This is a genomic window from Nocardia grenadensis (assembly GCF_050942415.1).
Taxonomy (GTDB): Bacteria; Actinomycetota; Actinomycetes; order Mycobacteriales; family Mycobacteriaceae; genus Nocardia; species Nocardia grenadensis.
In genome coordinates this window covers 4,172,967-4,194,906 of record NZ_CP192054.1, presented here as the reverse complement: position 1 = coordinate 4,194,906, position 21,940 = coordinate 4,172,967, and the positions used below count along the sequence as shown (strand labels likewise).

The 21,940-nt window shown below is 68.4% G+C and carries 20 protein-coding genes; 6 read left to right on the top strand and 14 right to left on the bottom strand.

What is annotated here, in order from left to right; genetic code table 11:
* Positions 1-104: 104 nt before the first annotated feature.
* Both ACQPYS_RS19095 and ACQPYS_RS19090 read left to right on the top strand, forming a co-directional pair.
* The gene (locus ACQPYS_RS19095) at positions 105-1,235 is read left to right on the top strand and encodes a cytochrome P450 (RefSeq protein ID WP_307718775.1); all 1,131 of its coding nucleotides are present in this window, start codon (positions 105-107) and stop codon (positions 1,233-1,235) included.
* Positions 1,236-1,261: 26 nt separating this feature from the next.
* Entirely contained in the window at positions 1,262-2,488 is a 1,227-nt protein-coding gene (locus tag ACQPYS_RS19090) for a cytochrome P450 family protein (protein WP_433490377.1), read from the top strand.
* 12 nt (positions 2,489-2,500) lie between these two features.
* Here ACQPYS_RS19090 and ACQPYS_RS19085 read toward each other — a convergent pair whose 3' ends face one another.
* From ACQPYS_RS19085 to ACQPYS_RS19055, 7 genes are all read right to left on the bottom strand, one after another.
* The gene (locus ACQPYS_RS19085; protein ID WP_433490376.1) at positions 2,501-3,493 is read right to left on the bottom strand and encodes an Acg family FMN-binding oxidoreductase; all 993 of its coding nucleotides are present in this window, start codon (positions 3,491-3,493) and stop codon (positions 2,501-2,503) included.
* A 68-nt stretch (positions 3,494-3,561) separates the two neighbouring features.
* Positions 3,562-4,689, bottom strand: coding sequence for a hypothetical protein (locus ACQPYS_RS19080; protein WP_433490375.1), 1,128 nt, complete (start codon positions 4,687-4,689; stop codon positions 3,562-3,564).
* A 119-nt stretch (positions 4,690-4,808) separates the two neighbouring features.
* The gene (locus ACQPYS_RS19075; RefSeq protein ID WP_433490374.1) at positions 4,809-5,561 is read right to left on the bottom strand and encodes a L,D-transpeptidase; all 753 of its coding nucleotides are present in this window, start codon (positions 5,559-5,561) and stop codon (positions 4,809-4,811) included.
* 119 nt (positions 5,562-5,680) lie between these two features.
* Positions 5,681-7,792 (bottom strand): amylo-alpha-1,6-glucosidase, encoded by a 2,112-nt coding sequence (locus ACQPYS_RS19070; RefSeq protein WP_063038832.1) that lies wholly within the window; start codon positions 7,790-7,792, stop codon positions 5,681-5,683.
* Positions 7,789-9,036, bottom strand: a complete 1,248-nt coding sequence (locus ACQPYS_RS19065; protein WP_433490373.1) for a glycosyltransferase family 4 protein — start codon at positions 9,034-9,036, stop codon at positions 7,789-7,791. Before ACQPYS_RS19065 ends, ACQPYS_RS19070 begins: the two co-directional genes overlap by 4 nt.
* A 174-nt stretch (positions 9,037-9,210) precedes the next feature.
* Positions 9,211-9,495, bottom strand: a complete 285-nt coding sequence (locus ACQPYS_RS19060; protein ID WP_157107341.1) for a hypothetical protein — start codon at positions 9,493-9,495, stop codon at positions 9,211-9,213.
* 217 nt (positions 9,496-9,712) lie between these two features.
* Positions 9,713-10,375, bottom strand: coding sequence for a cyclodeaminase/cyclohydrolase family protein (locus ACQPYS_RS19055; protein ID WP_063039002.1), 663 nt, complete (start codon positions 10,373-10,375; stop codon positions 9,713-9,715).
* A gap of 130 nt (positions 10,376-10,505) precedes the next feature.
* On the opposite strand from ACQPYS_RS19055, the gene ACQPYS_RS19050 reads away from it, so the two are divergent.
* On the top strand, positions 10,506-11,546 hold the full coding sequence (locus tag ACQPYS_RS19050) for an LLM class F420-dependent oxidoreductase (RefSeq protein ID WP_433490372.1): 1,041 nt from the start codon (positions 10,506-10,508) through the stop codon (positions 11,544-11,546).
* 71 nt (positions 11,547-11,617) lie between these two features.
* Here the strand turns inward: ACQPYS_RS19050 and ACQPYS_RS19045 are convergent, their stop codons facing one another.
* The 7 genes from ACQPYS_RS19045 to mftR all read right to left on the bottom strand — a co-directional run bounded on the left by ACQPYS_RS19045 (position 11,618) and on the right by mftR (position 17,424).
* A complete protein-coding gene (locus ACQPYS_RS19045) occupies positions 11,618-11,956 on the bottom strand; it encodes an STAS domain-containing protein (protein ID WP_063039000.1) in 339 nt (112 codons plus the stop codon).
* Between the two features lie 46 nt (positions 11,957-12,002).
* Positions 12,003-14,333, bottom strand: coding sequence for a SpoIIE family protein phosphatase (locus tag ACQPYS_RS19040; protein WP_433490371.1), 2,331 nt, complete (start codon positions 14,331-14,333; stop codon positions 12,003-12,005).
* 16 nt (positions 14,334-14,349) lie between these two features.
* Positions 14,350-14,994: a SpoIIE family protein phosphatase gene (locus tag ACQPYS_RS19035; protein WP_084481426.1), complete on the bottom strand. Its 645-nt coding sequence runs from the start codon at positions 14,992-14,994 to the stop codon at positions 14,350-14,352.
* On the bottom strand, positions 14,987-15,412 hold the full coding sequence (locus ACQPYS_RS19030) for an anti-sigma regulatory factor (protein WP_063038821.1): 426 nt from the start codon (positions 15,410-15,412) through the stop codon (positions 14,987-14,989). Before ACQPYS_RS19030 ends, ACQPYS_RS19035 begins: the two co-directional genes overlap by 8 nt.
* Entirely contained in the window at positions 15,390-15,776 is a 387-nt protein-coding gene (locus tag ACQPYS_RS19025; RefSeq protein WP_063038819.1) for an STAS domain-containing protein, read from the bottom strand. Before ACQPYS_RS19025 ends, ACQPYS_RS19030 begins: the two co-directional genes overlap by 23 nt.
* A 10-nt stretch (positions 15,777-15,786) precedes the next feature.
* Positions 15,787-16,689 (bottom strand): STAS domain-containing protein, encoded by a 903-nt coding sequence (locus tag ACQPYS_RS19020; RefSeq protein WP_157107340.1) that lies wholly within the window; start codon positions 16,687-16,689, stop codon positions 15,787-15,789.
* A 117-nt stretch (positions 16,690-16,806) separates the two neighbouring features.
* A complete protein-coding gene (gene mftR / locus ACQPYS_RS19015) occupies positions 16,807-17,424 on the bottom strand; it encodes a mycofactocin system transcriptional regulator (RefSeq protein WP_063038817.1) in 618 nt (205 codons plus the stop codon).
* Between the two features lie 245 nt (positions 17,425-17,669).
* Between mftR and mftE the strand changes: the two genes are divergently transcribed.
* The 3 genes from mftE (at position 17,670) to ACQPYS_RS19000 (ending at position 21,714) form a co-directional block, all read left to right on the top strand.
* Positions 17,670-18,371: a mycofactocin biosynthesis peptidyl-dipeptidase MftE gene (mftE, locus tag ACQPYS_RS19010; RefSeq protein ID WP_433490370.1), complete on the top strand. Its 702-nt coding sequence runs from the start codon at positions 17,670-17,672 to the stop codon at positions 18,369-18,371.
* Positions 18,368-19,585 carry a pre-mycofactocin synthase MftD gene (gene mftD / locus ACQPYS_RS19005; RefSeq protein WP_433490369.1) on the top strand — a complete coding sequence of 406 codons (1,218 nt, stop codon included), beginning with the start codon at positions 18,368-18,370 and terminating at the stop codon, positions 19,583-19,585. The genes mftE and mftD overlap by 4 nt, the downstream gene beginning before the upstream one ends.
* A 452-nt stretch (positions 19,586-20,037) precedes the next feature.
* Positions 20,038-21,714, top strand: coding sequence for a fumarate hydratase (locus tag ACQPYS_RS19000; RefSeq protein ID WP_063038994.1), 1,677 nt, complete (start codon positions 20,038-20,040; stop codon positions 21,712-21,714).
* Positions 21,715-21,940: the final 226 nt, after the last annotated feature.

The window sequence follows — 21,940 nt, the reverse complement described above, 5'->3', positions numbered from 1 at the left end:
AGAGCGAACCTCTGTCGACCGTAGCGCCGATAGATTTCGACGGCCCACGTGTCCCCTTGTACTCTGCCGAGTACGCTGCCGATCCACACCGGGTGTACCGGGAAATGCGACAGAGTTTCGGGTCGCTGGCTCCGGTGGAGCTGGCCCCGGGAGTGCCCGCCACCCTGGTGATCGGCTATCACACAGCCCTGCGAATCCTGAACGACCCGGAACATTTCCCCGCCGATCCGCGGATGTGGGAACGTAATATTCCGGCCGACTCACCGATCCGGCCGATGATGGAGTGGCGGCCCAACCCTCTCCGCAGTGCCGGTCGTGACCATGTGCGATATCGGTCGGCGGCCGCGTCGGCCTTGAACAAGATCGACCTGCACCGGCTGCACCAGACCGTGGAAGCCAATGCGATCCCGCTGATCAACTCGTTCTGCGCGGACGGTCACTGCGATGTGATCAGCCAGTTCGCACTCCCGCTGATCTTCGCCACCCTCAACGAATTGATCGGCTGTTCGCCCGAACTCGGGCACCGCGCGGCGACCGGGATGGCGGCCATGTTCGATACGGTCGATGCCGCGGCGGGCAGCCAGATGCTGTCCGAGGCGTTTCTGGAACTGACCCGCCTCAAACGGGCCGAACCGGGCGCCGATGTGACCAGCTGGCTGGTGGAGCACTCGGCGAATCTGGCCGACGAGGAAATGATCCACCAGCTCGTGACGCTCTACGGCGCGGGAATCGAGCCGACACAGAATCTGATCGTGAACACGCTGTTGCTGATGCTGACCGACGAGCGGTTCGCGGCCAATGTCCTGGACGGAAGCCTGTCCACCCGGGATGCGCTGGACGAGGTGCTGTTCAACGATCCGCCGATGGCCAACTACTGCATCAGCTATCCGCGGCAACCGATCCTCATCGGGGACGTATGGTTGCCCGCACATCAACCGGTGTTGATCAGCATGACCGGCTGCAACAACGATCCGGCCATCCGCACCGGCGATTTCACCGACAACCGGGCGCATCTGGCGTTCGGCGCCGGACCGCACGCCTGTCCCATACGCCCGGGGGCCCTGCTTATCGTGCAGGACGCGATCGATCAACTGCTGGACGCACTTCCGGAGCTGGAATTGGCGGTACCTCCCGAGGAGTTGCGCTGGCGACCCGGTCCGTTCAACCGGTCGCTGGTATCGCTTCCGGTCACCTTCCCCAAGAGCCCGCCGATCACTGTGGCCGGCATGCAGTAGTTCGCCGAGTCGAAAAGGAGTACCCGATGCAGCACCGTATCGACCCCGTCGTCCTGGACCCCGGCGGCTCGGATATCCAGGGCGAGATCTCCCGGCTCCGGGAACAGGGGCCGGTGATTCTGGTGGAGCTCCCGGGCGGCGTGCGTGCCTGGTCGGTCACCGACGCGACCATCCTCGAGAAGATTCTATCCGGACCGCAGGTATCGAAGGACCCCCGGGCGCACTGGCCGGCGTTCCAGAGCGGCGAGATCTCGGCCGAGTGGCCGCTGCTGCCCTGGGTCGCGGTGAACAACATGTTCACCGCTTACGGCCCCGAACACCGCCGGCTGCGCAAACTCGTTGCCCCGGCATTCACCCAGCGGCGCACGATGGCGTTGCGTCCCCGCATCGAAGCGATCACCGAGGAGTTGCTCGATACGCTGGCCGCGACGCCGGACGGTGAGAGCGCCGACCTCCGAGACGGACTGGCCTATCCGCTGCCCATCCGAGTGATCAGCGAACTGATGGGGGTGCCGAACGAATTGAAGGCGCCACTGCGCAACTGTGTGGACCGTATCTTCGACACCACTCTGTCCCCGGCGAAGTCTCAGCAGAACTTCGCCGAGATGCAGGCGCTACTCTTCCGTCTGGTGGCCTATCGCCGGGAGAACCCGGGCGACGATATGACCAGCCTGCTGATAGTCGACAGCGCCGACGTCGAGTCCTCGCTCACCGAACAGGAACTCGTCGATACCTTGCTACTGGTGATCAGCGCCGGGCACGAGACCACGGTGAACCTGCTCGACCAGGCGATGTATCTGCTGCTGACACGCCCGGGGCAACGGGCCGATCTGGCCGAGGGCAGGGTGTCCTGGGCGGATCTGGTGGAGGAGGCGCTTCGGTTCGAGGCGCCGGTAGCGCATGTGCCGCTGCGCTATGCGGTCGAGGATCTCGTGCTCGGTGGTGTCGAGATCGCGAAGGGCGAGGCGATCCTCGCCGGTTATGCGGGGGCGAATCGGGATCCGAACATCTACGGGGACACTGCGGACGAGTTCGACCCGGCCCGCACGGTGAAGAAGCATCTGGCCTTCGGGTACGGTGCCCATCACTGTCTGGGCGCGCCGCTGGCCCGGCTGGAGGCGGTGGTCGCGCTACCGGCCGTCTTCGAGCGCTTCCCGAAGATGGAACTCGCCGTGGCGCCCGCGGAACTGGGAGTGGTGCCGAGTTTCATCTCCAGTCATCACCGGCTGCCGGTGTACCTGAACGGTAGGTAAGGTGCGCACCGGTCAGGCGGTGCGATGCAGTTCCAGAAAATCGGCGACGGTACGTCGCGGGGTCGGGGGTTGAGCCGCCGAGGTGGGCGCGATGCCCACCCGGACCACGACTTGCGGAATCGCGGGCTCGGGAAGCAGGGCCGCGATGGCGCGCCGGCTCACCGGGACTTCGGTGATATGGGTCAGCGGGCAGGTCGCCAGCCCGGCGGCCGTGCAGTCGAGCAGTACCGCGGACAGTGCTTCCCCAATTCGCAGCCAATCCAGGGAGCCGTCGGTGTCCGAACCGAGCACCAGTAGTCGCGATGCGTCGGTCAGTTCCCCGCGCCGCAGCGAGGGCGGCGCGGTGGGAAAGGCCCGGCCCACCCCGACCTGCGCAGCTTCCGCCGCCGAGACCAGCGCGGAGATCGGCACCCCGTCGGCGGGGGAGGTGTTACCCGCCCACCAGTGCAGTTCGTTCAGGTACTGCGGGTCGTATTCGCGCAGCGCCGCCGATTGCGCCGAGGCGGCGGCCAGGCGGAGCCGGGCGGAGTCGCCGAGTACCTCGATCCGGGCCCCGCGGGCATCGGCCGCCGCGTACAGGGCCGGTTCCACCCGGTCCCAGTCGCGGGGTGGCAGCATCGGCAGCCGGTCGGTGTAGCGTTGCTCGATGGCCGTGGCACGGGCCCGGACGGTATCGGAGACCTCGGCGGCGGGCGCGAAATCGATGGTGGCGAGGTGGTCGGGCGCCGTATCGGGCAGCCGGATCACCTCGGTATCCCAGCCGGCCGCCGCGAACGCGGTCCTGGTGTGGTCGAGGATGGCTCCGCAGCTGATGGTCAGTTGTCTGCCCTGCGGATCTGCCGAGAACAGCTGCCGGCTGGTGTCGCGGTGCAGATGCAGCCGGTGACCGTCGAACACCCAGCGCCACGGTTGCGTATTGTGCACCGACGGCGCCCGCCGGGCGAGGGACAGGGCGGCCAGTACTGTCGGATGATCCGGCACCCGGGCCGTACCGATGGCGTCCATCCCCCGAGTCTGCGCTTCGCGAGCGCGCCGGACCACCTCGTTCGCCGATCCGGGCCGAATCGTGGCACTCAGGGCATGGGGCCGATACCGGTGATCAAGGTCCGGTCACCGATTCGCATCGTCGTGACCAGTTGCGGGTTGTATCCCAGCGGTGCCGAGCCGGGCCGGTACTCGGTGACGGTGACGGTGTACTGGCCGACGAACGCGCCAGGAGCGATCCGGACGCAGTAGGTGGTTCCCTCCGGGATGGTGTCTATACCGCGCTGGATATCGGCGGCCGCCGGGACGGCGGCGTCTCCCGCGACCAGCGCGCGGGCCTGCTCCCCGGACCGGGCGACGTAGTAGGCGTGCTGGAACCCGAAGATGGCCGACGGCCCCGAATCGGTGCCACCCGGTTCGTTGCCCTGCACGGTGTTACCGACCCGTTCGGCCACGCAGTGCGGGTCGGCGCCGGGGGCGGCGGGCGCCGTGGCGCTGGGCGCCGCCGCGGCGGGGGCGCGCTGTTCGTCCCCGCCGACGATCGCGAACTGTACATACGCGGCCGCGCCGAGGGCCGCGACCCCCGCGACTCCCAGCAGCACCGGAGCTACGCGGCTCCGGCCGGACGTGGGGGCCGTCGCGAGGACGGGCGCCGGAGTGGTGTGGTCGGGTGGGGTCAACCGCCGGCGCAGGCGTTCTCGGGCGCCTGCGGGGGAGGTGTCCGCGGGGGGCGCTACCGGCTCGGCCTCGGCTGCGGCGGGGGACTCGGTGGCCGGGTTGGCCGCGGGCGGTGGTGCGGTATCGGCGGGAGGCGGAACCACACCGGGATCCACCGCCGTGGCCTCGGGTTCGGCCGGGTCGGCGCTCGACCGGGCGACCCAGTCCGACCAGGAGCCCTCGTAGCGGGCGTTACCGCTGTCCCATCCCGGCAGCCGGAGCACCGGTATGGGTTCGGTGGGCATCGAATCGGCCGGTGCCGCCGAATCGCCGTAATGCGGCCGGTAGAGGCCGGCATACCGGTCCGGGTCGGCGTCGCGGGACGCGGGTGCCGGGTACGGGTTCCGCTGCCCGGAGGGGGCCGGGTGGCCACGGCGAGACGGGTCCTGATTCGTGTATCCGGGTCCGGGTGGCGTGCGCGGGTCCCGCTCCCGGGGTGGGCCGGTGCGATCCCGGGGATACCGTTCCCCGTCGGCGGGACCCGACGGCGGTCGATCCATGGCGCGGCCCCCTTCATCGGTTCACGACGCGCGATCGCTCTTCATTGTTCTAGTGGCTCGGCGACCGGACCGCAGCGCGGGGCGGGCACCGGGCGCGGCAGGCGCGCCCGGTGGCCCGATCACCAGTGGATGTTCACCGGATCACCGATACCGACGTTCTCGTAGTACCACGAGGCGTCGCCGGGAGCCAGATTGATACAGCCATGACTCACATTGGAATTGCCCTGCTGATCGACCGACCAGGGCGCGGAGTGGACGAAGACACCACCCCAGGTGAGCCGCTCGGCCCATTCTCCGTCGATCAGGTAGCCCTCCGCAGAATCCAGGGGGATACCGATGGTCCGCGAATCGAAGATGATGTTGCGGAACTTCTCCAGCACCGGATAGGTGCCGGTGGGTGTCTCGTAACCGGGTTTGCCCATGGACGCGGGCATGATCCGCACCATTACGCCGCCCATGCTGACGGTGAAGGTGTGGGTGGACATGTTCGCGTCCGCGATCACCCCGCCGTTGGTCTGGAACTGGGTACGGCGGTCGCCGAAATTCACGGTGAGCGTGCTGTTCGCCGGCAGATATCCGGTGGGTGTCCAGGTCAGTTCCCGGTCACCGCGCCAGGTATAGGTGCCGGGCAGTGGATCGCCGGCGGTCACCGACAGCGACTGCTCGGCGCGGGCCCGGTCGGTGACCGCGCCGGAGAACCGGACGGTAACCGGATGGGCGATTCCGACCAGAGCGCCGTCGGCGGGAGTTGTCGAGGCCACGGGCGCGGGGCCGGGTGGATCGATCGTCATGGCGTTCGCCCCGGCGGGGGCGACGGCCAGCGAGAGTGCGATCGCGATCGCTAGAAAAAGGTGCCGGGCAACGATATTCATGGTTCCACCCCTTACGGACGACTGGTGGACAGACGTCCATCCTAAGGGGCCATGATCAACTCAACCACCCAAGATATCGTCCCGGCACCTGTTCGCGATGTAGACACACCGCGTGATTGCTATTCGGTGACGAGTTGCCAGTCGTCGGGCAGCCCGTGGACGTGCATGGTGGAGCCCTCGGCGTGGATGCTGACCGTGGCAGAACCCAGTCTCAGGTCAGTCAGGCCCACCTTCCCCCATTCCCGGGGCAACTGCGGGGTCACCCGCAGGACACGATGCGGTACACACGGCGAGAGCCCGAGGAAGGAGCGCACCAGCAGCAGCGGCGCCGCGCTCGCCCACGCCTGCGGGGAGCAGGAGGTGGGGTAGGGGACCGGCGAGCGGAACTCGGTCCGGGCGAATCCGCAGAACAGCTCCGGCAGCCTGCCGCCGAAGTCGATGGCCGCGTCGAGCAGGCCCGTGGTGAGGCGCTCGGCCAGGTCCGAGGCGCCGGCGATATGCCGGTACCGGAGCAGCCCGGCGACCGCGAGCGCGGTGTCGTGCGGCCACACCGAACCGTTGTGATAGCTCATCGGGTTGTAGGCGCCCATTCCCGCCGCGAGGGTGCGCAGGCCGAAACCGCTGTCCATACACCCATCGGCCAGCCGTTCGATGAGTTCGGCGGCACGCTCGTCGGATACGATGCCGGACCACAGGCATTGGGCGGCATTGCTGGTCAGCGCGTCGACCTGGTTCTTCTGGCCGTCCAGGGCCACGGCGTACCAGCCGTTCTTGGCGACCCAGAACGCCTCGTCGAACCGGTCCTTGAGGTTCTCGGCCTGCTCGCGCAGCCGGGCGGCGGTGCCGGTATCGCCGAAATGATCGGCGAGCTGGGCACGGGCCAGACGGGCCGCGTACACATAGCCCTGGACCTCGCACAATGCGATGGACGGTTCGGCCAGGTGGCCGGAGGCGTCGTTGATCGCGTCGAAACTGTCCTTCCAGCCCTGATTGCTCAGGCCGCGATCGGTTTTACGGCGGTATTCGACGAATCCGTCGCCGTCGGCGTCGCCGTATTCATCGATCCAGGCCAGGGCCGCGTCGGCGGCCGGTAGCAGTTCGCGGACCACTTGGTCCCCCGCGCCCCAGCGCCAGCATTCGGCGAGCAGCATCACGAACAGCGGTGTCGCGTCCACCGAACCGTAGTAGACGGTCCCGCCGAGTACCTGGCCGCTGGCCGGGCCGTGCCGCATCTCGTGCATGATGCGCCCCGGCTCCTCCTCGGTGATCGGGTTGACCTTCGTACCCTGTAGATCCGCCAGCCGGCGCAGGGTACCGACGGCGAGCGCGGAGTCCAGCGGCAGCGCCATCCACGACGTGAGCAGACTGTCCCGGCCGAACAGGGCCATGAACCACGGGGCGCCCGCGGCCACATAGGCCGGAGCGCCGTCGGTGCTGCCGTCGATACGCAGCGCGCCCAGATCGCTCTCGGTGCGCTGTAGCACCTCCGACAGGGCCGGATCGGTGGCGGTGAGGTCGGTGGCGGTGGCCCGCCATGCCTTCAACCGGCTGATCGGGCTGTCCTCGTCGTCCCCGAACGCCATCGGCACCCGGCGGTGCGATATGACCGGATGGGCCAGGATCTCGGTATCCCAGCGCCCGCGGGCCGGCACCACCACCTGCCAGGTGATGGTGCCGGGCAGCATGACCGCCCCGGCGGTGGCGCTGATGGTCAGGCCGCGTCCGGGCTCGGCATGGTCGGTCAGGTGTAGATCGCCGTCGACGGCATTGTGCTCGGCGCCGCCGCCGTGGTTACGGCCCTCCTTGACCGCGAACAGATCCGCGAAATCGGAATCGACGAACAGGGTGATGGTCATCGCCGTGTCCTCGTGCCCGAGGTTGCGCACGGTGATGGTTTCCTTGAGCCCGTTGCCGATGAGCCGCCGGCGCACCACCAGCACAGTGCTGTCGGCGACACCGGCGCGCGGGGGTTTGCGCAGGATGAAGCGGCCCTTGAAGGCTTCCGGGGTGAGCACCGTCAGGTGTTCGGCCGGTTGCCCGTCCAAACGGAGCTCCCATCTGGAGATCACCCGGGAGTCCCGGTAGAACAGGCCCTGCGAGGTGCCGGAATGGATATCGCCGAGGGGGTCGGACAAGCAGAAGGTGCTCGCCTCGACCAGGGTCACGGTCCCCCCGCCGCCATTGATGGCGGCGGGTTGGCCGGAGTTGAGAATCCTCGGCGGTGCGTTCATGCCCTACTCCATACCGGTGTCGTGCCGGCGTCGGCGCGTATCTCGGGTACCGCAGTGCGACGCGTACCGACGGCGGACAATGCCTGGGCGCTGCTGTGGGCTTCGTCCCACGCATCGAGTATGCGGTAATAGGCCGTCTCGTACCCGGCACCCAGCTGATCCACGCCGAAATAATCCTCGACACGCCGTCGGCACGCGTGCGGATCCAGTTCGCCGGCCCGCGCGATCGCCGCGGGCAGTTCGTCGGGATGATCGCAGATGAAGCCGGTGACCCCGTGCTCGATCACTTCCTCGACCGCGCCGCCGCGCAACGCCACCACCGGGGTGCCGCAGGCCATGGCCTCGATCATCACGATGCCGAACGGCTCTTCCCAGCGGATCGGGAACAGCAGGCAGCGCGCGCCCGCCAGCAGTTCCCGTTTGGCGACCGCGTCGGCTTCCCCGAAGACGTGGTCGGTATCGGTGAGCAGCGGCTCGATCTCCTGGGCGAAGAACGCCTTCTCGGGCGGTTCGTTGCACTTACCGGCGAGGACCAGCTTGATCCCGGCCTCGTGCGCGGCGCGCAATGCGAGGTGGGGGCCCTTGTAGGAGGCGTAGCGGCCGAGGAACAGCGCATAGTCCTGCTTCTCGGTCCGGAAGGGCCATTCGCTGGGTCGCAGCGCATTGTGCACCCGGCCGATCCAGTTGAAACTCGGCGCCAGTTCACGCTGCCGGTCGCTGATCGCGACGAGACGGGTGTGTTCGTCCAGGGCGCCGTAGTACTCCCACATATCGTTGTCGACCGGCCCGTGCACGGTGACCGCGGTCGGAATGCCCAGTGCCTCGTAGGCGGGGGCGTTCAACGGGCCGGCGAAAGTATGGTCGTGGATGATATCGATATGCCGGGAGCGGGCCAGTTTTTCCACTACGCGCCGCACCTTGAGCGCATTGACCACTTCCGGGAAGGGGTCGCCCAGCCGCTCGGCCTGCGTGCTCTCCCAGACCGGGACGAATTCCGCCTCGGTACCGGGCTTTCCGGCGCCCAGGAGCGTCACCCGGTGGCCGCGTGCGATCAGGGTGTCGGCCAGTTCGGCGACCACGGCTTCGACGCCGCCGTAACCGGCCGGGGGGACATCGAAATAGGGCGGGGCCACCAACACGATGTTCAGCGGGTGATTTCGGCCGTTACCACTGAACCGGGCGCGCCGCGGTTTTCGCGCCGGAGTATCCGATTCGGATTCCGCATTCGTGAATATGGTGCTCAACTCTTCCTCCTCTACTAGTGGCCGCGCGGCATACGCCGATCGCCACCCGGCCATTGGGTGGAGCTGCTAGAGAACCATTCGGTGCGAGTTCGGTACCGCTATCCAAAGCGCGCCGGAATACCCGGCGCCGGAAAGGGGCGTGGCGGGACGATGTTTTCACCCGCCACGCGGGAATCAATCGCCGTAGTGCGCGGACCGCCCGGGCGAAATGCCGAATGTGGGACGATCCGGGGCGGCCGAAGCGACGGCCAAGGTGAGACGGGCCCGTCTGCGGACCTGGCATTCGGGAGAACAGAGCCGGTGGATATCGTGTGCGCGCCGGGCCTGGCCGAGCGTCAACACTCCTGGATCCGCCGAACAGTCGGCGATATTGGAAACGACTCCGTGTTCGGTGATGACATCGATACCTGGGTCGGGGAGTTCCGCCGCGACCGGAGCCGATGTGTACCCGATCCTCACCGTTACCTCCTGCACTCGTCGAGCTGGGGCAAACAGTTCCCCGGCCGCCGGTGCGCCGCCGGCCGGTCTAGCTGCTCGAGCCTGGTCGAGCGGTGGAGCAGTGTGAATATCAGGAACGAAGCCCATTCTACGCGTGCTCCGTTCTGCACTTGATCTCGAAAAATCCCAGTTCGGCATAAACCTGGTTAATTTCGCACGTGCTGTTTGTGTACCCGAATCATCCGCCGCGAACCGCGCGAAGTACCTCCCGATGCAGTGTTTCGGCCCGATCGGTGATTTCCCCGATCCGCGCCGGCACCTCGGTGAAAGCGGCGGCGTGTTCTTCCGGAAGCGAGACGACATTGATCTCGATATTCAGCTGGGAGGTCACCACGGCGGCCCGCGCCGCCGCGGCGGCCGCGCCGATATCGGTGACCACGTTCGGATTTCCGATCGGCAGCAGTTCGGTTGCCAACGAGAGGATTTCGTCCGCCGCGTCGATGACCGCGGCGGGGACACGGGCGGCCTCGAGCAGGGCGTCGTGGATCGCCGCCGTCCGCGCGGCGGCTTCGCTGTCGGTGCCCTTGGGCAGCTTGTAGGCGGCGCCGACGGCGGTGAAGGCCCGGGCGTCGGCGTCGGCCAGCGCCAGCGCGCCCCCGCGGGCGATATCGGCAGCCGCGATGATGCGGTCGATCACCGGTCGATGGTCGGCGTCCTTGGCGCGGGTGGTGTAGCGCGCGACCATGGCGACCAGTGCGGCCGCCTGCGCGGCGTGCAGCGCGGCCACCGCGCCGCCGCCCGGGGCCGGGACCTTCGCCGCGAGTTCGCCCAGGTAGTCACCGATCGGTGAACCCGCGAAACCGCTGGCGGTGTGCTGTGGCGATTGGGTGGGCTCCGACACGATTCGGCCTTTCTTGATCATAATTGCTCGAAGTTAGCTGCGCAGTGCGCTGTGCTCTCGTGTTCAACCTACCGCGTCGCCCGGCGTGGCCGGTGCGTGGCCACCCCGTAGCCGGGATTATGTTGAGGGCATGCGGATCGGATTGAGCATCAACTACTCGGGTGGCTTCAGCGAGGCGGCGGCCGAAGTGGCCGATCTGGAGCGTGCCGGACTGGACATCGTGTTCGTGCCCGAGGCGTACTCCTTCGACGCGGTGAGCGCGCTGGGCTATCTCGCCGCCAAGACTTCCCGTTTGCAGCTGGCCTCGGGGATCCTGCAGCTCTACACCCGCACGCCCACGCTGACCGCGATGACCGCCGCGGGGTTGGATTTCGTCTCCGACGGCCGGTTCGTGCTCGGCCTGGGTGCCTCCGGGCCCCAGGTCATCGAGGGATTCCACGGGGTGCCCTACGATGCGCCGATCGGACGGACCCGCGAACTCGTGGAGATCTGCCGCAAGGTCTGGCGCCGGGAACGGCTCGACTACCAGGGCAAGTACTACCAGATCCCGCTGCCCGAAGGGGTCGGCACGGGGTTGGGCAAACCACTGAAGCTGATCAACCATCCGGTGCGCGAACGTATCCCGGTGCTGCTCGCCGCGCTGGGTCCCAAGAACGTGGCCCTGGCCGCCGAGGTCGCCGAGGGCTGGCAGCCGATCTTCTTCCTGCCCGAACGCGCCGACGCCGTCTTCGGTGACGCGCTGCGGGCCGGAAAGGACCGGCGCGACCCGGAACTCGGCCCGCTCGACATCTACGCCGGACCGGCCCTGGCCATCGGCGAAGACGTGGAACCGCTCCTGGGCTTCGTGAAACCCATGTTGGCGCTCTATATCGGCGGAATGGGCGCCAAGGGCAAGAACTTCTATCACACCCTCGCCACCCGTTACGGCTACGACGCGGAGGCCGACCGGATCCAGGAGCTGTATCTGGCGGGCCGGAAAGACGAAGCGGCGCAGGTGGTTCCGGACTCGCTGGTCCGCGATATCTCGCTGATCGGCCCGGCCGGATACGTGAAGGAACGGGTCGCCGCGTTCGCCGAAGCGGGAGTCACCGTGCTCAATGTCGCGCCACTGGCCGCGACACCGGCCGACCGGGTCAAGCTGATCGAACAGTTCCGCGCAATCTGCGACTGATCCGGCTCCGGAAACGGCCCGGGCCGGGTCGGCGGATTATCCGCCGGCCCGGCCCGGTGTGGTGGCGCGGTTCAGCCCGCCCGGAAGCCCGCCAGGGCCGCGTCCAGCGTCGTATGCAGGGCGAAGACCTGGTCCAGCGCCGTCATCTTCAGCTGCCGGCTGGTGGCGGGCCCGTCGGCCACCAGGGCGATCGTGGTCTTGTCACCGGCCCGCTGATGGGCGGCGACCAGCGCGGCCATCCCGGCCGACGCCAGGAAGCTCACGGCAGCGAGGTCGACGACCAGGCCGACCGGTTCGGCCTCGAGGGCTGCATCGATCGCGGTCTCCAGGGCAGGAGCCGTGGCGAGATCGACCTCGCCGGTCACCGTGAGCACGGTGACACCGTCGTGGTCGGCGACAGAGGTCGTCATCGTATCCGTAAGCGGGTTCGCGTCTGGAGGAGTATTGGTCACATCATCACAATCTGCCATGAGTCTCTCGATCTCGCTGCATCGTATCCCCGCCGGACCGATTCCCCGTCCCGCGCAAGGCGCTGGCCACCGGGAACGTGATCGCCGGAAGCGTGACCGACATCCGTACCCGGGTTCCGGGTCCCCGGTGGTGATCTATTTCGAGTTCTTCGGTGAGCGCCCGCATCATATCGATGCCGCGGCCTCGTGGCCCCGGATCGGCCGGACGCGGACGCCAGGTCCCGGTATCGATGGTCTCGATGACCACCCGGTCGCCTACGCATTCGGCGGTGAGCACCACCCGTTCGGCGTCACTGCCGCCGTTGCGATAGGCGTGCTCGATACTGTTGCTGCACGCCTCGTTGGTGGCGGCCACCAGATCCGAGGTGAGGTTGTGCGGTACCGCCGCGGACGACAGCCATGCTGTCAGCGTACGACGCAGCATGGCCAGCCGGTCCGGCCGGGCCGGTACATCCAGCCGCAGCGGCGCGGGCGGCTGCCGGTAGACCACCATGGCGATATCGTCGTCGTATCCGCCCTCGGGCCGTAGCGCCGACAATACCGAGTCGGCGACCTGGCGCGGCAGCTTCTCGGCGGTGTCGGCCAAAACGGTGGCGATCTTGGTGAAACCCTCGTCGATATCCTCACCGCGGCGTTCCACCAGGCCGTCGGTGAACAACACCAGGGTCGACCCGGGTGGCAGCGGCGTGGTGGCCTCCGGGCGGCGCGCGGTCTCGAAGGTCGCCAGCGGCACCGACCGGCCGCCCTCGAGCATGCGGCCGGTTTTGTCCACATCGGCCAGGATGGGCGGCATATGGCCCGCGTTGCTGTACCGGACCAGCCCGCGTACCGGATCCAGCACCGCCGCGCAGACGGTGGTGCACAGCGCTCCCGGAATCCGGGCCGCCACCGGGTCGAGTTCGGTGAGCAACTGGGCCGGCCCGGCCCCGCGCAGCAGCAGCGCGCGGGCGGCGGTACGCAACTGCCCCATCACCACGGCCGCGGACAGGCCACGGCCCACACAGTCACCGACCACCACGCCGATGGTGCCGTTGGGCAGCGGGACCACGTCGTACCAGTCGCCGCCGATCTCCAGCGGCGGCAGAGCCGGTTCGTAGTGCACCGAGAACCGGGGCGGGAGTTCGATGGGACCGAGCATGGCGCGCTGCAGGGTCAGTGAGGTCGAGCGCGCCTGATCGAAGTTGCGGGCTCGCTGGACGGCCAGACTGAGATGCCCGATGAGCAGCGAGAACAGCGTCCAGTCGGCCGCGTCGACGACTCGCGGGACGGCGAAGCGCAGCCACAGCGCGGCATCGCTCTTCTCGCCGAGTGGCGCCACGATGCCCTGTGCGCTGCCCGCGCCCTCCGGGACCGCGATAAGCGTGCGCCCGGGCCGCACGCGGGCGCGTTTGAGAATCGCCTCCGTCGCCGGTTCGAGCCGGGAACCCACCGCGGCGGCCGGGGGATTGCCGGAGATATAGACCTCCGGTGCGGTGGGACCGGCCCAGACCGCCACCACCGCGGTCTCCGCGCCGACCGTGCGCCGCAACTCGTCCAGACCAACCTCGAGGACCTCGGCGACCGTGGTGGCCGCCGCCAGCGCGGTCGCCAGCCGGTTCGCGGCCTGGTCGCGCGCCTGGGCGTCGTGTTCGGCGGTGACATCGCGGACGGTGCCGACGAAGATATGCTCCTCGCCGTCGGGCTTGACCAGCGCGCTGGTACTCACCCCGATCCAGCGGCGGCGGCCGTCCCGATGCTGGATCGGTACCACGAACCGGGACGCCTCGGTGCCCAGGTCCGGGTAGCGCGGGCCCTCCGGGATCGACCAGGGATGCGGCAGCGGATACGGGACACCGGCCGCGCCGTAGCCGGTGAGCTCGCCGAACGCCTTGTTCACCTCGATGATGCTGCCGCGGGCGTCGGCGACGAAGAACCCGTCCTGCAGCGATTCGACCAGGGCGGTGCGGAATTCGTCGCGTCCGGCCAGATCGTCGGCCCGGGAACGCTGCTGCTCGTACCGGCGGGTGCCGTCGAGGTAGCCGCGGGTGGCCACGTCCAGGGTGATCAGGGTCTGTAACAGGAATTCGAGCGCGCCCTCGGCGAGCAGATTCTCCGCGCGGCCCGCATCGGGCGGCCCGGCCGTCTCACCGGCCTCGGCCTGTGCCTGTTTCACCACCCGGAAGTGGTGCTCGGTGAGATCGAGCAGGCTGATGCCCTCGACCAGTGCCCGGCGGCCCAGCTCGTGGCCCTCGGCCAGGCCGTCGCCCTCCGGGTCGGCGAGATGGCGGCGTAACGCATCGGCGTAGGCGTCGAGGAATGCCGCGAGCACGGTGCTCATCGCCGGCCTCGCGGGATCACGATGCTTCCCGCTGGGCGACGCCGTTGGACACGCCCCGGACCCGCGCCGCGAGCACCAGGGCGTCGTCGGTGTCCTTGGCGTGCCGGCTCAGCAGTTCCTGGGCGATTTCGGCGGTGGATTTCGCGAGGTCCACACCCTGGCCCGGTTCCGCCTCCACCCCGTCGGTGGTCATCAGCAGCAGATCGCCCGGCCGGACCGGGACCGTCTGCGGCTGCAGGGTGGACGGCAGCCGGTACCCGACGATCCCCCCGCTCTGTAGCGCGGTGGCGCTGACCTGCGGCCCGGCGGGGCCCGCGGTGAGCACGATCGAATCGATATTTCCGACACCCAGCCACTGCGTTTCCTCCGCGCCGAACAAAGCCAGGGTGACCGCGGCGCCACGAGTATCGGACATGGCCCGATGGCACAGCGCCATCAGCACGTCCAGTGGCTCGGCGCGGTTCTCGGCGAGCACCCGGGTCGCGCGGTCCACCGCGGCGGCCGCGGCCGCGCCGTGGCCGAGACCGTCGAGTACCGCGAACAATACGGTGCCGGTACCGGTGTCCAGGGCGACACACCGATCCCCGGACACATCCTGGCCGGGGAGGGGTCGGCCGGCCATCGCCCATTCGATCCGGCCGATGTACCCGTCCTCATGCACCGTGCGGCACCCACTTCCACATCTCCACCAGGGTGCCCTGGCCGGGCGCGGATTCGATGGCCATACCGTCCATCAGGCGTTTGGCTCCGGGGAGCCCCAGACCCAGGCCGAGACCGGTGGAATAGCCGTCCTCCATGGCCCGGGGGATGTCGATGATCCCCGGCCCCTGGTCCTTGGCCTGGACCACGAGTGCACGGCGCCCGTCGCGCTCGTCGACCTGGAGCCGGATCTCGCCGCTACCGGCGTAACTGGTGATATTCCGCGCGACCTCGGAGATCGCCGTGGAGATCATCGTCCGGTCGGTGAGCGTGAAGCCGAGTTCCTCGGCCAGCTCCCGCCCGGCCTGACGTGCGGTCACGATGTCGTTCGACATCTTCACCGCGATAACCACCTGCTCAGCGGCCACGGTCACGACCATCTCGGTGCCGGGCCGAAGCCTTGCGGTTCAGCCAAGCCAAGCCCTCCTCGAGGTCCAGTGCGGTGTGCATGTCCTCGAAGGTGAGGCCGAGTTGCACCATAGCGAATGCGACCTCGGGCTGCAGGCCGACGATGACGGTCTCCGCGCCGCGTAGCTGCGTCATATGGGCGATGGTGCGCAACGACCTGGCGGCGAAGGAATCCATCACATCGATGGCTGTCACGTCGACGATGATGCCTTGGGCGCGATACTTGCTGACCTGGCTCATCAGGTCGGCCTGTAGGCGCTCGGTATCGGCGTCGGTCAGCGCGGACTGAACTGACGCGATCAGATATGTGCCCTGTTTGAGGATCGGTACCGGCATATCTATTCCGTCAGCGCGAATCGCGTTCGCTGCGCTCGGTCGCGCGGGATACTTCGTAGCCCAGCAACCGCTCCGCTTCTTCGATGCCGCCCTGCAGGTCGCCGACCGCGTTCACCTTCGACAGATCCAAGCCGATGGTCACGAGGGTCAGCGCGATCTCCGAGGACAGGCCGGTCATGATCACGCTCGCACCCATCAACCCGGAGGCATCCACGGTCTGCACCAGGTGGTTGGCGACCGTGGAGTCGATATCGGGCACACCGGTTATGTCGATGACCACGACCTTGGCGCGGTTGTCCCGTATCGCCCGCAGCAGCTGTTCGGTGAGCTGCCGGGCCCGCTGGCTGTCGAGAACGCCGATTATCGGCAAGATCAGCAACTGTTCGCGCACCTGGAGCACGGGGGTGGACAGCTCGCGGATCGCTTCCTGCTGCTGGCGTATCACCCGCTCGCGTTCTTGTACGAAGGAGATGGCCACCGTGTTGGCGATCCGATTCGCGGCCGGCTCGTACGCGTCGAGGACGGCATTGAGGAGGTCGAAGTTGGATTGGTACTTCTCGAACAAGGAGCGGGCCAATACGTCCCGCAACAGCAGCACCATCCCGAGGATCTCGTCGGTTTCCACCCCTCTCGGGATGATGCGCTCGGACAGATCGCGGGCATAACCCTGCAGCGCTTCGACGCTTCCGGTTTCGAGCACCTCCACGTAATAGTCGTACGTGGAGGTCGCCTCGGAGAAGACCTCTTCGGGCGTCATCGCCGTGAGCAGCCGTGCTTCGCTGATGCGCCGTGCCCACTCCTCACGCAGTGCGGTGCGGTTCTGGCGCAGGTGTTCGACGAGCTGCGGAAGCAGCTTGTCGACGGAAACCTCGGCCAATGAGTCCGCCGAAAGGCCCATGGACACCTCGGACATGTAACTCGGGCCCCTTTCGACGGCGGTCGGGTACATCATAGATTTTCCGGCGGTCGTGCCGATACCGAGCCTAGTCATACCCCTGTGCCCATACTGGTGAAACCTGCCGGTCCGGTTCTACCGCGCCGAGGTGAGCGGAGCCGCGCCGGGGGTGGCGAAACCCCGCTCCAGCGCCGCCAGCGCCCGATCGAGATACACGGTGAGGTCCGCGTCCGCCCGGGCGAGCCACGCGTCGAAGGCCGCCCGGGCGGCGGCCAGGGTGGTGCGGCCGACCGCCATCGGGACGAGCGAATCGGCGGGTTCCCCGAGCCGACCGGCGGCGAACTCGCCCACCGCCCGCTCCCACGCGTCGTAATGGGTGCCGGCGGTGGCGGCCAGCGCGGGCACATCGGCGACCAGTTTCATCCGCATCCGCAGCTCAGGGACGTCCTCGGCGCGGTACCGGTTGGCGTTCACCACCACCCGCCGGACCGCCGCCATCATGGGTTCGGTCTCGGGCACGGTGGCGAACGCGGCGCGTAGCGCGGTGACCTCGTCGTCGAACGAGTACCAGAGCACCTCCGCCTTTCCCGGGAAGTAGCGGAAGAAGGTGCGACCGCTGATCCCGGCCGCGGCGGCGATCTGCTCGACGGTGGTCTCGTCGAAGCCCTGTTCGCTGAACAACCGCATCGCGATCAGCTCGAGCTCGCGTTTGGTGGTTCCCCGCGGCCGGCCGCGGGAGTGCTGTGGTGTCACGAGGTAATACTGCGCTGCTGCCACCGGGTTCGGGGACGGTACCCCCGAGTTCTCCGGCCCCGCCGCGGCGTCGCGGGCCCGAGTCGGCGAGGTGTCGCGGACTCGGGCACGTGCGCCGGTATCCCGTTTCCGGGTCGGGCGTGGCGACGTCTCACTTCCCGGGCAACCGGTCGGAGTCGTACGCTGCGGGCCACTCCGCAGGCGGGCCTATTGATTATGTCAGTGACTGACGTTAATCTCGGCCCATGAAGGTGGCGGACCTCACATCGCCCGACGTGGCCGCGTTGCGCGCGACCGCGCCGGTGTTGGTCGTGCCGGTGGGCGCGACCGAGCAACACGGGCCGCATCTGCCGCTGTCCACCGACACCGATCTCGCCGTCGCGCTGTGCGCGGGCGTGGCCGCGCGCTGTCCCCAGGTACTCGTCGCCCCCGCAATCGCCTACGGCGCCAGCGGTGAGCACGCCGGCTTCCCCGGCACACTGTCGATCGGGCTGGCGGCCCTGGAACTGCTCATCGTGGAACTGTGCCGGTCGGCGACCGCGACCTTCGAGCGGATCGTGCTGGTCAACGCGCACGGCGGCAATATCGAGGCCTTGCGCCGGGCCGTGGACCTGCTGCGGCGCGAATCCCGCGATATCCGGCTCTTCCTGCCGCGCCACAGCGGTGACGCGCACGCCGGGCGAACCGAAACCTCGCTGCAGCTGGCGCTCGCCCCGGACCGCGTCCGCGTCGACCGCGCCGAACCCGGTGATATCAGGCCGCTCGCCGACATCCTGCCGCAGCTGCGGTCCGGTGGGGTGGCGGCGGTGAGCGCCAACGGTGTACTCGGCGATCCCACCGGGGCCACCGCGGCCGAGGGTGCCCGACTGCTCGACCTGCTCATTTCCCAGTTGTACGACCAGATCCGGCAGTGGTGGCCGGAACCAGTGGAAAGGATCCGACCATGAATCCGTGGTTCGAAACCGTCGCCGAAGCGCATCGGCGGGCGAAGAAACGGCTGCCGAAATCCGTGTACGGCGCGCTGGTGGCAGGTTCGGAACGCGGGCTGACCATCGACGACAACCAAGCCGCCTTCGGTGAACTCGGGTTCGCCCCACATGTGGCCGGACCCATCGGCGAACGCGACCAGTCCACCACCGTGCTGGGCCAGCGGATCTCCATGCCGGTGGTCATCTCGCCCACCGGCGTCCAGGCCGTCCATCCCGACGGCGAGGTCGCGGTGGCCCGCGCCGCGGCGGCCCGGGGCACCGCCATGGGGCTCTCCTCGTTCGCCAGCAAATCGGTCGAGGAGGTCGTCGCGGCCAACCCGGCCACCTTCTTCCAGCTCTACTGGTGCGGCAGCAAGGACGATATCGCCGGGCGAATGGCGCGCGCGAAGGCCGCGGGCGCGGTGGGCCTGATCCTCACCCTCGACTGGTCGTTCTCGCACGGCCGCGACTGGGGCAGCCCGGTGATCCCGGAGAAACTGGACTTGAAGACGATGGCGAGTTTCGCGCCGCAGGTGGTGGCCAAACCGCGCTGGCTGACCCGGTATCTGAAATCGGGCTCGCTGCCCGATCTCACCGCGCCCAATATGACGCTCGGCGAGGCGCCCGCGCCGGGCTTCTTCGGCGCCTACGGCGAATGGATGGGTACGCCTCCGCCGGATTGGGCCGATGTCGCCTGGGTCTGCGAACAGTGGGACGGGCCGGTCATGCTCAAGGGTGTGATGCGGGTGGACGACGCACGCCGCGCGGTCGACGCCGGTGTGGCCGCCATCTCGGTGTCCAACCACGGTGGGAACAACCTGGACGGCACCCCGGCCTCCATCCGAGCCCTCCCGGTGGTCGCCGATGCGGTGGGGCACGAGATCGAGATCCTGCTCGACGGCGGTATTCGCCGCGGCAGCGATGTGGTCAAGGCCGTGGCCCTCGGAGCGCGCGCGGTGATGATCGGCCGCGCGTACCTGTGGGGTCTGGCGGCCAACGGTCAGGCCGGGGTGGAGAACGTGCTCGATATCCTGCGCGGCGGAATCGATTCCGCGCTGCTCGGGCTGCGCAAGACCACGGTCGCCGAGCTGGACCGGTCCGATATCGTGATCCCGGAGGGCTTCGAGCGCCGGTTGGGCGTCGACGCGTCGGCGCAGCTGCGGGTTCCGGAACCGGCTTCGGAAGCGGTATAGCGCGGTCGCCGTGCGTATTTCGTAGCCGGGTGGCCGATCTCACCGGCATCCGGCGGGACCCGCTCCCGGAGCGGCGGACGGTCTGGTGCCGGTGCGTGCGGGCCGAGCCGTCGGCGCGCGGCCGAGGGCCGGCCCTCGGACCGGCGGCATACCGGGACGGGGATGACCGGTGTCACCGGGGCGCAGGATCGCGCGGCACCGGGAGGCCTGTCGGCCGAGACCTGGCGCCCCTATGGATCGCCCGTGAAACGTGGCACGGAGCCGCCGCGGAATGCGCCGGATTCGGACGGCGGCCCGCCGGAGCGGCCGCCGGGTTACGATTTAGGGTCGCCTAACTCCAGGTGGGGTGCCCGCCGGCCGCTACGCTCGCTGTGCCAGACCCCGGCGCAGTGGCCTTCACCGGCGGCTGCGCCGTGTTCGACCCGCAGCCCACCTTCAAAGGAGTGCGATCGGTGACCGCGCCCGAGTTCCGTTATTCAGACCTGCTCCCGATCGGCGCCGACGACACCCCGTACCGGCTGCTCACTACCGAGGGCGTCAGCACCTTCGAATCCGGCGGCCGGACCTTCCTCCAGGTCGACCCCGAGGTCCTGCGACTGCTGACCGCCGAGGCGATGCACGACATCAGCCATTACCTGCGGCCGGCGCATCTGGCCCAGCTGCGCCGGATCATCGACGACCCCGAGGCCAGCGGTAACGACCGTTTCGTCGCGCTGGACCTGCTGAAGAACGTGAACATCTCGGCCGGCGGCATTTTGCCCATGTGCCAGGACACCGGCACCGCCATCGTGATGGGCAAGAAATCCGAGGGCGTGCTCACCGGTGCCGACGACGCCGAGTGGATCAGCCGCGGCGTGTTCGACGCCTACACGAAGCTGAACTTGCGGTACTCCCAGCTCGCACCCCTCACCATGTGGGACGAGAAGAACACCGGCTCCAATCTGCCCGCGCAGGTCGAGCTGTACTCCACGCCCGGCGATCCCGCGCAGCCGTCCTACAAATTCCTGTATATGGCCAAGGGCGGTGGTTCGGCCAACAAATCGTTCCTGTACCAGGAGACCAAGGCCATCCTGAACCCCACCCGGATGCTGGAATTCCTCGACGAGAAGATCCGCTCGCTGGGCACTGCGGCCTGCCCGCCCTACCATCTCGCCGTGGTGATCGGCGGTACCAGTGCCGAATTCGCGCTGAAAACCGCCAAATACGCGTCCGCGCACTACCTGGACAGTTTGCCCACCGAGGGGTCGATGACCGGGCACGCCTTCCGTGATCTGGAACTCGAGCAGGAAGTCTTCAAGCTGACCCAGTCCTTCGGGATCGGCGCCCAGTTCGGCGGAAAGTACTTCTGCCACGACGTGCGAGTGGTGCGCCTGCCCCGGCACGGTGCGAGCTGCCCGGTGGCGCTCGCGGTGTCCTGTTCCGCGGACCGCCAGGCGCTGGCGAAGATCACCCCCGAGGGTGTGTTCCTGGAGCAGCTCGAACGCGAACCCGCGCAGTATCTGCCCGAGCAGACCGATGAGATCCTCGGCGGCGATGTGGTGCAGGTCGATCTGAACCGGCCGATGGACGAGATCCGCGCGGAACTGTCGAAATATCCGGTGAAGACCCGCCTCTCGCTGTCGGGGCCGCTGGTGGTGGCCCGCGACATCGCGCACGCCAAGATCAAGGAGCGGCTGGACGCGGGCGAGGAGATGCCGCAATACCTGCGGGATATGGCCGTGTACTACGCGGGGCCCGCCAAAACCCCCGACGGTTACGCATCGGGTTCCTTCGGTCCGACCACCGCGGGCCGAATGGACTCCTACGTCGACCAGTTCCAGGCGGCCGGTGGGTCGTTCGTGATGCTGGCCAAGGGCAACCGGTCGGCGCAGGTCACCAAGGCGTGCAAGGAACACGGCGGTTTCTACCTCGGCTCCATCGGCGGCCCCGCCGCCCGGCTCGCCCTGGACTGCATCAAATCGGTGGAGGTCCTGGAATACCCCGAACTGGGTATGGAAGCGGTCTGGAAGATCGAGGTGGAGGACTTCCCGGCGTTCATCGTGGTGGACGACAAGGGCAACGATTTCTTCGCCGAAACCCAGAAGCCGATCGCGCTGCGGGTGCGGACCAGGTCGAAAGAGCGCGTCTGACCGCTCGGGTGTCGATTCCGGGCATCCCGTGCCCGGCACCGGCACCTCGCCCGCCCGCCCGGCGGTGAACGCCAGGGCGCTCTTCGCGGAAGCCTACGGGCCGAAACGTCGGCAGGGTGGCGGGTGCACTGCCCCATCCGGCACCGGCACGACAGATCCGCTGTACGGCAACGTATCGCGGTGATCGGGGAGACCTGTCGCACTGGCTTGCCGCTGGGTACACCGA

Excerpts from the sequence above, each read along its gene's own strand:
- ACQPYS_RS19080 (WP_433490375.1), bottom strand. The coding sequence starts at position 4,689 with ATGGATCGACCGCCGTCGGGTCCCGCCGACGGGGAACGGTATCCCCGG.
- mftE (WP_433490370.1), top strand. The coding sequence starts at position 17,670 with ATGAAGGTGGCGGACCTCACATCGCCCGACGTGGCCGCGTTGCGCGCG.
- ACQPYS_RS19045 (WP_063039000.1), bottom strand. The coding sequence starts at position 11,956 with ATGACGACCTCTGTCGCCGACCACGACGGTGTCACCGTGCTCACGGTG.
- mftD (WP_433490369.1), top strand. The coding sequence starts at position 18,368 with ATGAATCCGTGGTTCGAAACCGTCGCCGAAGCGCATCGGCGGGCGAAG.
- ACQPYS_RS19030 (WP_063038821.1), bottom strand. The coding sequence starts at position 15,412 with ATGGTCGTGACCGTGGCCGCTGAGCAGGTGGTTATCGCGGTGAAGATG.
- ACQPYS_RS19040 (WP_433490371.1), bottom strand. The coding sequence starts at position 14,333 with ATGAGCACCGTGCTCGCGGCATTCCTCGACGCCTACGCCGATGCGTTA.
- ACQPYS_RS19085 (WP_433490376.1), bottom strand. The coding sequence starts at position 3,493 with ATGGACGCCATCGGTACGGCCCGGGTGCCGGATCATCCGACAGTACTG.
- ACQPYS_RS19075 (WP_433490374.1), bottom strand. The coding sequence starts at position 5,561 with ATGAATATCGTTGCCCGGCACCTTTTTCTAGCGATCGCGATCGCACTC.
- ACQPYS_RS19070 (WP_063038832.1), bottom strand. The coding sequence starts at position 7,792 with ATGAACGCACCGCCGAGGATTCTCAACTCCGGCCAACCCGCCGCCATC.
- ACQPYS_RS19090 (WP_433490377.1), top strand. The coding sequence starts at position 1,262 with ATGCAGCACCGTATCGACCCCGTCGTCCTGGACCCCGGCGGCTCGGAT.
- ACQPYS_RS19020 (WP_157107340.1), bottom strand. The coding sequence starts at position 16,689 with ATGTCCGAGGTGTCCATGGGCCTTTCGGCGGACTCATTGGCCGAGGTT.
- ACQPYS_RS19050 (WP_433490372.1), top strand. The coding sequence starts at position 10,506 with ATGCGGATCGGATTGAGCATCAACTACTCGGGTGGCTTCAGCGAGGCG.
- ACQPYS_RS19025 (WP_063038819.1), bottom strand. The coding sequence starts at position 15,776 with ATGCCGGTACCGATCCTCAAACAGGGCACATATCTGATCGCGTCAGTT.
- ACQPYS_RS19095 (WP_307718775.1), top strand. The coding sequence starts at position 105 with ATGCGACAGAGTTTCGGGTCGCTGGCTCCGGTGGAGCTGGCCCCGGGA.